An 8,354-nucleotide genomic window follows, 5' to 3' on the forward strand; every position below is an offset into this window, starting at 1 on the left:
GCCTCCGCCGCTCGGACGGCGCAGCCGATAGTGCCGCCCCCTCCGGCCGCATGCGCACGGTCGCGGTCTGGAGCTGCCCGGCTGCTGCCTGCCCGGGCTGGATGCGCGTCAAGCCAGGCGGCGCCGAGGACCACCTGGCGCACAAGCCCTGCCCGCTGTGCGGCTCGCCGATGGAGAGGGGTACCCGGGATGTCCCGGTGTAGACCGACGGCATCCGGTCTGGACCATCGCCATCCGGTACGTACCGCCAACCATCACTTCCCCTGTGTAGACCAGCGGCAAACGGAATTCCTCCCTTTTATTTCTGGGCAAATGAAGCTTTACCGGTTACGAAAGGGATTTTCTCCACTTTAATAGCGCTTTTCCCTCTGTTTTCAGCAAAATCACAAGAATAAGAGTGAGAAATTCCAGCTTAATTAAAAAACAAGCCTTTATCCCATGAATAACCGGGAGAAATTCCGGCTTATCCATTAGATGATATCTCAAGCAGCGCCCCAGTACGCAAAAATCTCCAGCCGCATCCTTTTAAGGAGGTGCAGCTGGAGATTTTCATATCACCACAGCCTTGGCCGCCGATTCTCTTTAGCGCAGAAGGTCTACGCGAAGATCGCCGCGCCCAGGGACTCAGATGCAGTTGGTTCCGGCACTGATTGCCACGGTGGTTACTGGCACACGATGTCCATTGCCCTTGCCATAGGTTGCTATTGCAAAGGTAACCCGGCGCCGCTGACTGTCAGGCTGAGCCCGGACCCGAATTCCTCAGGTCCAGGCCCACAGAAAGCCATCCCGGTCCCAGGCGATCCGTCCGCCGTGCAGCTTGCGGAACGCCTTTTTGACTTCCTTCGACAGTGAGGCGTTGCCGTTCTCGTTCACAAAGACGAACTGCTCGCCGAAGTTTCTTTTTACATAATCAATTGCATCGGTCTGGTACAGGGTTCCCGTAAAACGGATCTCCTTCACCATCCACTCCGCCACATCCTGGGCTGTCGGTTCCACTTGTGTCCTCTTTTCTAATGGCTTATAGTATGCCTATCTTATCAGATTCATCAGCCAAAGAAACAGCATAATAACACAAACAGTCGTGCTCAGCGCGACAAAAGCATTAAAAAAGTTCAGTGACGAGCCCTTACGGGACTCCTCGGCGATCCTTGCGCTTCTTCCTCGGTACTCCTGCGGAGCGTCCTCCCGGCGGGTGGCTTCCTCCCAATCGGGATCTTCTTTGGCATTCAGGTTATCGGGGAACACAAGCATACCTTCCCTTCGTTTCCTTTTTCCCAAGAATTATACCATGTTTTTCTAAATTTGTAATGTGCACTTGTCCCTATTTATGTCCTTATCCGTCCTATCCGAAATTGTCTATCCCCGTCGAACTGCCGATCCGGCCAAACCGTAACGGTACAGCACCTTGCGTCCTCGGCTATACGGTTGGAAATCCCATTGTTCATGTCTCCCTTGTTAAAAATGAATGAATTCTAATAGGTCAAATAACGGGGTTGCGTCGATACCCGGCTTTGCTTCCGTTCAGAGACGCCCGGTGCGGGAGCCTCGTCGGTATTCTGCTTGGCAAGCTCCAGGATGGCTTCCGAGAACCCTTCGAGATTGCCGATGACTTTCTCGAACGCCCGGTTCTGGACGGTCAGCTCCTCCTGTTCGAAGCCTTCGAACAGAAGCATGATACATCGCGAACCGACACTGCGGTTGCGCTCGAACATGGCCCGCCCCTTATCCGTAATGCTCAGCAGCACCGTTCTGCGGTCTCCCTCCTTGTGCCGCCGGATGGTATACCCGGCCGCATCCAGCTTGTTGCACAGCGCGGTGATCGCTCCCGATGTGAGATCCAGCTGCTCCGCCAAATCGCTGAGGCGCTGCTCGCCCTCGCGGATGATTTTATGCAGAATCATCATGCCCGGCAGCGCGACGCCCTCAATGTTAATACGGTCCCGCTCCTTCATGAACCTTCTGACCATCTTGCGAAACAGCCAGTCGGCCTCTTCCAGCACATCCCAATCCAATTTTTCCATAGACTCTGCTCCTTACATTCGCCGCAAGGCGTAAGAAAAACTCCCATTAGCGTTTCTCGAAGATGTTGTCGAACTTATAGATTCTCTAATCTGCAAAAAAAGCCCCCATAGCGCGCCCATCGAAAGGGTGACGCTGCGGGAGCCTTTGGCGGTCCAATCGGCTCGAAGTGTTATCTCACTGTTCATTTATTCAGTGTTGAAAGGTTATGAACGCATCATAAGCCTATTAATCTTACCTGTCAAGTCTGAATTAAAAAGGATTTTTAAGGTTATTTTAAATTTCCCTTAAGGCTGCTGTCATATTGGGCGGTTACAATAAGAACAACTCCCGCTGGAAGTCTGGCCCAAAGAAGCCGCTGATCCGCTTAACCTTCAACTTTTTCGCGATTGATGAATCTTTTGCTCCACCAAATACGTATACGAGCTATGAAATGAGGGACTAAATATGAATATCAAACGGAATATCAAACGGGTGATGATTGTCGGTACAATGATCGTAGCGATATCATTTGGAGGAAATACATGGGGAAGCAGTACGGTGAGCGCGAGTCCGGTCGCCAAGCTTTCCTTATCCGCCGCATCATTGGACCGTGATGATTTGCTGGAGGCTTTGAAGCAGCCTTCCGGCGAGGATCTATACTATTCCTTGTACGAAGGCAAGTCGCTTGCCAAGATCGCCTCGGAGAATAGCGCGGACGTTCAGCAGGTCATCGACCTGCAGACGGAGCAGCTTGCCCGGCAACTAGATCAGCGACTTGCAGCCGGAAGCATTACACCCGAGCAGTACGATGCATACATGGCGGAAGTGCCGGATATTATTCGGAGCAGCGTGTACAGTCTCTAAATCCGCCCGGCCTCCGAATTCGCTAAGAGCGCAGTATTAGACTCTTTAAGCGATCAGCTCTGCTGAGGCGAGAATCCCCAAAAGGACGGCTTACGGCCCCTTTTGGGGATTCTTCTCGTTATAAAGGCTTAAAAAAATTAAAGGCCCCGTTCAAGAAATCTTCCCGCGACAGCTAAGGTTAACGGGAAGCTTCTTAACAGGAGCCTAAAATACCCGAAGGACAAGGTTCGTTTCCTTTGGTTCCGATTTTACCGCTGTTTCTCCAATTGCTCTCCCGGAAGCTCGCCCTCAGGCTTTGCCCGCCTGATCTCCAGAATATCCAGCACGAATACAAAGATCGGGATGCCCAGAATGAGTCCCCACACGCCGAGATAATGCTCGGAGAACAGCAGCACAATGAATGTGTAGAACATCGGCAGATTCATTTTGGATGACATTAGCTTCGGATTCAGGAAATAGCCCTCAATAAAATGCAGCACGGCGATCATCGCCAGTACGTAAATCACCATCATCAGCCCGCCGATGTTGTAGCCAATGATGCAGAGCGGAATGAGCGAGATGAGAAAGCCCGCCACCGGAATGAGGCTGAGCAGGAAGATCATAACCCCAAGCGCGAACAGGTACGGAAAGCCGAGAATCGTTAGCCCAACGACCGTAAAAGCGGTATTAAACATAGCAATCAGAATTTGCGCCTCGATGACTTTGCCGAAAGACAACGTAAACTTTTTGCCGAAATACTCCAGTTCATTATAGAACCAGGCAACCTTGCTCTGCTTCATCCGCGACGTGAACGCGACAATCCGGTTCTTCTCCAGAATGAAGACGAAGCTGAGAATAATGGCCAGAACGAACCTCGTGCCCCAGTTGCCGATCGTCGTGATGTAATTGAGGCCGCTCTGCATGTATTCTTCATAATTCAGATCCTTGACGGTGCTGAACAAATATTGGACAATCTCGTTCTGCGGAATATTTTCCGGGGTTAACGAAGTGAGGAAATTGGTCAGTTGTTTGACCTGAACAAATATTTTGGGCAAATAGTGCACCAGCGCAAGCACCAGTGTCGAAATCATCGCCAGATAAAGAATGATGATGATAACCTTGCTGTTAACCCGTATGTATTTGCCGATCCTCTTAGACAGCAGCACCTGAAAGCTGTTCATGATATAAGCGATCAGAAAGGTCAGCAGCACCAAGTTGAGCATATCCCTGATTCCGTACAGCAACAAGATTACCAGCAGCAAAACTCCAAACCTGCGCACAGTCAAATCCGCAAAAAAGCGCTTAAACAATTCCATTGTCTCTCTCCATTCACCTGCATTTGACACTGAGTATAGTCTACCTTAACAAAAACAATGAACGCAACCGGCGAATAACGGCCAACGCGCCCGTTACACCTTATGAACAGCTTATACGGCCTAATCGGTTTCATGTTTCATGATTATCGGATTATTACGCTCCAGTAGCCGCTTTCCCCGGACGGTCAGGGCCGTGTATAATACAATACATTGGCTGCCCCGCCTTTCAGGTCGGCCGGATCATTTCTCTAGGGAGGAATTCATTGGATACTTTGCCAAAAGAAATCAGTCAAACGAAAGCGTCTCCAAGCGTTTCGTCCAAACGCATATATATTTTGCAGCTGCTCACCGTCTTTATCGGATTTCTGATCTTCGGGTTCTCCGAGAATATCAAAGGCCCGGCCATTCCCCGTATCCAATTGGAACTGGGTCTCGACGAAATGCGCATCGGGACGCTGCTGTCACTGAACTCGCTCGGCTATTTGCTGGCCTGCTCTTTTACCGCCTACCTGATCCGGAAAATCGGCATTAAGGCTGTCTGCCTGCTATCATTCGGGTCCATGGTCGTATCCGGGGTGCTGATCTTCTTATCCCGCAGCTATCCGGCGCTCTCCGGCTCCTTCTTTCTGATGTATATCGGCAACGGAATGCTGGAAATTGGGCTGGCCGTGCTCGGCGCGAGGATCTTTGTCCGCAATACCGGGACGATGATGAATCTCTCCCACTTCTTCTACGGACTGAGCTCAACGGTGGCGCCAATGATCGCATCGGGCTTAATGACGCTGACCATTGGCGGCCGGGCTATCGATTGGCGAGACGTCTATCTGCTGATTCTGCTGCTGGCCGTCCTGCCGATGATTCCGGCGATTGCGGGCAAATTCCCTAGCGGCAGCCATACAGAGAATGACCGGATTCCGCTGCGAACGATCGCCGCCGATCCCGTGATCTGGATGCTGATCGCCATTCTGTCCTTCGGTGTCATTTCCGAAATGGCGGTAGGCGGCTGGCTGGTTAACTTCCTGGAAAAAGCTTACGGCTGGAGCGGAACCGCTGCGGCGGGCATGCTGTCCGTCTTCTTCCTCTGCTTCACCTTCGCCCGGCTGTTTCTCGGTCCCGTCACCGACAAAATCGGCTTTACGCTGTCTGTTATCGTCTTCTCCGCCCTGTCCGGTCTGCTCACCTTCGCCGCCATTGCGGCCGGTGAACCGGGGGCGTTCCTCTTCGCGGCGGCGGGCATCGGCATCGCACCGATCTACCCTACTGTGATGGCGCTGATCGCGCAGCGCTACCGTAAGGGCAGCGACACCGCCATTACGTTCATTGTCACCTTGATGGGCGTGTCCAGCGTCATCGGCAATTATCTAATCGGCGCGATCATTACCGGCATCAAGGACATTGTCGCTTCAAGCCGAGGGGCCGAGGGCGGCCTGCTGCTCGGACTTCAGGCGGGATATGTGTTCATCGGCCTGTGCGCCCTGCTCTGCGCCCTGTCCGCCGTGCCGCTGTACCGGTACTTGAAGAAGCGGGGAGAGCTGCTGTAGCAGCAAGAATCCACAAGGATGCTAGGGGTAGTGGTTTCTTGGAGCGATTGATTAGCAGATCCGGCCTCCGAGCGATTTACTGCCCTTATTCCACCACTTCCGCCGACAGGTTCGCCCAGGTAACGGAATCCGGGCCATGTCCGGGGAAGGTCGAATAGGACAAGCCATTCACATAAATCCGGTATGAACCGGACTGAGAGAAGGTTACGCTTCCGCTGAACATCCCGTTTTTTACCTGAATTTCCTTTGTGGAAACCGTTGTAAAATCCTTTCTTATATCCCCCGCATCCGGTACATAGCGCTGAATCATAACCGTCAATTTATTGATAGCCAGATTGGGCGAATTGATCACTTTGCCCGAAATCGTGAACGAGTCTCCGGATTTAAGTTTAAGGTAGCCGCTTGCCGGAGATTCCAGAGTCAAAAATCCCTTCCCTTCATCTGTAATATTCACCGGAATCGCGGACGGGTCGCTTACATTGCGTCTGATCCGGATTCCTGCCGCTGCCATCCCCATGGTACTGATCTCGACCGGGTTGATGCCCGGCTCCAGCGGCATGGACAGCTGGATACGGTTATAGAGCGAGCCGTCCAGAGAGATGTCCTTCCCCACAATCTTCCTTACCAAGCTGAACCAGACCCCCGAGCCGATTGGAGACCCGGCTCCCGGCGCATACAGCTCCTTAGCGTAGAGTACAGTAAACACTGCCTGATCTTCTCCCGTCTCCCAGTACGGCTGCAGCACCTGCACCTTCTTCTCGCTCCATCTCCAGAAGAGCTGGCCGTTCTCCGTACCTGCCGACAGACCGAAGAAGGCCAGCGTGCGTACTGGAACATAGGCCGTACCGCCTACTAACAGCGGCGCCGGAATCGTAAAGTTCTCCGCCGGCAGAGCCTTGCCCTGCCCGTCGTATACCCGGATCGAGCCGATGCGGAAATTCAGCTCTTCCCGCCGCGAAACGACCCGAACCTGCCGTTTCGCGGAATTCCAGGCAACGGAGGATACCGCTCCCGATTCGCCAAGCGCGCGCAGCGGTACATACAATCGGCCGTTTCGCTTTATGGGCGCAGCCACCTTGGCAGCCTTTCCATCCAGCGACGCTTCGCCGCCGGACGGATTAATTCTCATCTCATGCTTGATCAAGTCGAACCGGACCGCGTCCGTGGAACTTACGGCGCCGGATGCCGTTAGTACCGAAGCGGCTGGCACGGCGGCTTCCGCGCTGGCGGCAGAGATTTTGACATCCCGGACCGGAACAACAACCGCTGCCGCCAAGAACGCGAATACTGCCAGCCACACTGCCGGTTTCGGCATTTTTTTAACCATCATATGTTTGCCTCCCCAAATATTTTCAAAAATATCCCATTTTGTTAGACGATGGACAGCGTTAAAGGTTTCTTTCGCGCAACAAAACAGGGCTATCCCACTGCCTTAGGCCTAGGGAAAGCCCTGAATTTCTGTGCGAACGACGGAAATAAAGTTATCGGCACTTCGATAGGAATCGCTTGTTACGACCTTGTTGGCGATTGCAATTCTTTTCTGCTGATTGAAAACGTAGTCGTACTACCTCAGTATCAGGGTCAGGGTGTAGGAAAGCAGCTCATGCAAGCGCTTGAGGATTTTGGAGAAATTAATCATTGCAAATATGTCATCCTGGTATCCGAAAGCAAACGTGAATCGTCGCATAGATTTTACGAATCCATCGGCTATTCCACCGACCAGAGAGGGTTTAAAAAACAATTGATGAAGCAGGTTTAGCGGGAAATACATAGAAGGGGCTGCCCCTCAGCAGTCTCAAAACTACTTATGGGGCAACCCCTTAATCCTGTCTTATCCCAATTTATGCACGGGCTTCACACATGATGGCAAGCAGCCTGCGTTCCGGGAGAAATTTCCCGGAGCGCTGGAACCTCCTGCCGGCAAATATCCGTCGCTACCGGGCAGCGGGTATGAAAAGCGCAGCCCGGCGGCGGATTCTCGGGGCTCGGAACATCCCCCCGCAGAATCACGCGCTCCCTTCTTTGGGCCGGATTCGGCACCGGGACCGCCGACATCAGCGCTTTTGTATATGGATGCAGCGGGTTCGCGAACAGCTCCTTGGTCGGCGCAAGCTCCACCACTTTGCCCAGATACATCACGGCCACCCGGTCGCTGATGAACTTGACGACGGACAAGTCATGCGAGATGAACATATAGGTCAGTCCGAACCGTTCCTGCAAATCCTGCATGAGGCCCAGCACCTGCGCCTGAATCGACACGTCCAGCGCGGACACCGGCTCGTCGCAGACGACAAACTTCGGGTTCATGGCCAGCGCCCGGGCAATGCCGATCCGCTGGCGCTGCCCACCCGAGAACTCATGGGGGTACCTATGGGCATGGTAAGGGGAAAGCCCTACCACCTCCATCAGCTCCGCGACACGGTCCTTCAGCTCAGCCCCTGCCAGCTCCGGCATATGCGTTGCGAATGGCTCCTCCAGTGTCTGCCTGACGGTCCAACGCGGGTCCAGTGAAGCGTACGGGTCCTGGAATACCATCTGCATTTGCGTACGCATTTTCCGGAGTGCTTCCGGTCCAAGCGAGAGCACATCGATGCCGTCGAACAAAATTGACCCGTCTGTAGGCTCGATTAGCCGCAAAATTGCCCGGCCGGTC

Annotated in this window: 10 protein-coding genes; 4 read left to right on the forward strand and 6 right to left on the reverse strand. The window is 53.3% G+C overall.

Going from position 1 to position 8,354, the window contains the following annotated elements; translation table 11 throughout:
* Positions 1–101 precede the first annotated feature (101 nt).
* Positions 102–203, forward strand: coding sequence for a cold-shock protein (locus L691_RS33320; RefSeq protein WP_232229090.1), 102 nt, complete (start codon positions 102–104; stop codon positions 201–203).
* Between the two features lie 556 nt (positions 204–759).
* Here the strand turns inward: L691_RS33320 and L691_RS0103970 are convergent.
* From L691_RS0103970 to L691_RS0103980, 3 genes are all read right to left on the reverse strand, one after another.
* Entirely contained in the window at positions 760–996 is a 237-nt protein-coding gene (locus L691_RS0103970) for a DUF6953 family protein (protein WP_025688905.1), read from the reverse strand.
* Positions 997–1,029: 33 nt separating this feature from the next.
* Positions 1,030–1,245: a hypothetical protein gene (locus L691_RS0103975; protein ID WP_144415295.1), complete on the reverse strand. Its 216-nt coding sequence runs from the start codon at positions 1,243–1,245 to the stop codon at positions 1,030–1,032.
* A 227-nt stretch (positions 1,246–1,472) separates the two neighbouring features.
* Complete coding sequence (locus L691_RS0103980; protein WP_025688907.1) at positions 1,473–2,021, reverse strand: MarR family winged helix-turn-helix transcriptional regulator; 549 nt, start codon at positions 2,019–2,021, stop codon at positions 1,473–1,475.
* Between the two features lie 445 nt (positions 2,022–2,466).
* Between L691_RS0103980 and L691_RS0103985 the strand changes: the two genes are divergently transcribed.
* Positions 2,467–2,865 carry a hypothetical protein gene (locus L691_RS0103985; RefSeq protein WP_025688908.1) on the forward strand — a complete coding sequence of 133 codons (399 nt, stop codon included), beginning with the start codon at positions 2,467–2,469 and terminating at the stop codon, positions 2,863–2,865.
* A 248-nt stretch (positions 2,866–3,113) separates the two neighbouring features.
* Here the strand turns inward: L691_RS0103985 and L691_RS0103990 are convergent, their stop codons facing one another.
* On the reverse strand, positions 3,114–4,160 hold the full coding sequence (locus tag L691_RS0103990) for an AI-2E family transporter (RefSeq protein ID WP_025688909.1): 1,047 nt from the start codon (positions 4,158–4,160) through the stop codon (positions 3,114–3,116).
* Positions 4,161–4,423: 263 nt separating this feature from the next.
* Between L691_RS0103990 and L691_RS0103995 the strand changes: the two genes are divergently transcribed.
* Positions 4,424–5,701 carry an MFS transporter gene (locus L691_RS0103995; protein ID WP_025688910.1) on the forward strand — a complete coding sequence of 426 codons (1,278 nt, stop codon included), beginning with the start codon at positions 4,424–4,426 and terminating at the stop codon, positions 5,699–5,701.
* A gap of 85 nt (positions 5,702–5,786) precedes the next feature.
* Here the strand turns inward: L691_RS0103995 and L691_RS0104000 are convergent, their stop codons facing one another.
* On the reverse strand, positions 5,787–7,031 hold the full coding sequence (locus L691_RS0104000; RefSeq protein ID WP_025688911.1) for a copper amine oxidase N-terminal domain-containing protein: 1,245 nt from the start codon (positions 7,029–7,031) through the stop codon (positions 5,787–5,789).
* 48 nt (positions 7,032–7,079) lie between these two features.
* On the opposite strand from L691_RS0104000, the gene L691_RS31050 reads away from it, so the two are divergent.
* Positions 7,080–7,460: a GNAT family N-acetyltransferase gene (locus L691_RS31050; RefSeq protein WP_084653807.1), complete on the forward strand. Its 381-nt coding sequence runs from the start codon at positions 7,080–7,082 to the stop codon at positions 7,458–7,460.
* A 95-nt stretch (positions 7,461–7,555) separates the two neighbouring features.
* Here the strand turns inward: L691_RS31050 and L691_RS0104010 are convergent.
* The coding region (locus L691_RS0104010) for an ABC transporter ATP-binding protein (RefSeq protein WP_025688912.1) at positions 7,556–8,354 on the reverse strand (799 nt) is incomplete at its 5' end.

Origin of the sequence: Paenibacillus zanthoxyli JH29 (assembly GCF_000520715.1) — a bacterium.
Taxonomy (GTDB): Bacteria; Bacillota; Bacilli; order Paenibacillales; family Paenibacillaceae; genus Paenibacillus_AQ; species Paenibacillus_AQ zanthoxyli.